The organism is Shewanella sp. AS1, assembly GCF_021412565.1.
In the GTDB taxonomy this organism is placed as follows: domain Bacteria; phylum Pseudomonadota; class Gammaproteobacteria; order Enterobacterales; family Shewanellaceae; genus Shewanella.
This window is the reverse complement of record NZ_JAKCLJ010000079.1, coordinates 1-288: the sequence shown is the minus strand read 5'-3', so window position 1 is coordinate 288 and position 288 is coordinate 1. Positions and strand designations below refer to the sequence as shown.

The 288-nt window shown below is 43.4% G+C and carries 1 rRNA gene; it reads left to right on the top strand.

The annotated features are described in order from the left end of the window. Window positions 1-166: 166 nt before the first annotated feature. Window positions 167-288, top strand: a 16S ribosomal RNA gene (locus tag LZP69_RS16130); the annotation flags it as partial.

Genomic DNA, 288 nt, shown 5'->3' with positions numbered 1-288 from the left:
CACTCACAGGTGTTGAGAAATCGAAAACGATTTAAATCTCAATGCAATGATGAGAGTCCATAGCAATATGTACAAACATCCTTAGATTCTTCCGAGTCTAAGTGATGAATCAGAATTCATTGAGTCGATTCTTTACTCTTTATTGAGTGAGAGTCAAAAACACTTTTAATTGAAGAGTTTGATCATGGCTCAGATTGAACGCTGGCGGCAGGCCTAACACATGCAAGTCGAGCGGCAGCGGGAAGATAGCTTGCTATCTTTGCCGGCGAGCGGCGGACGGGTGAGTAA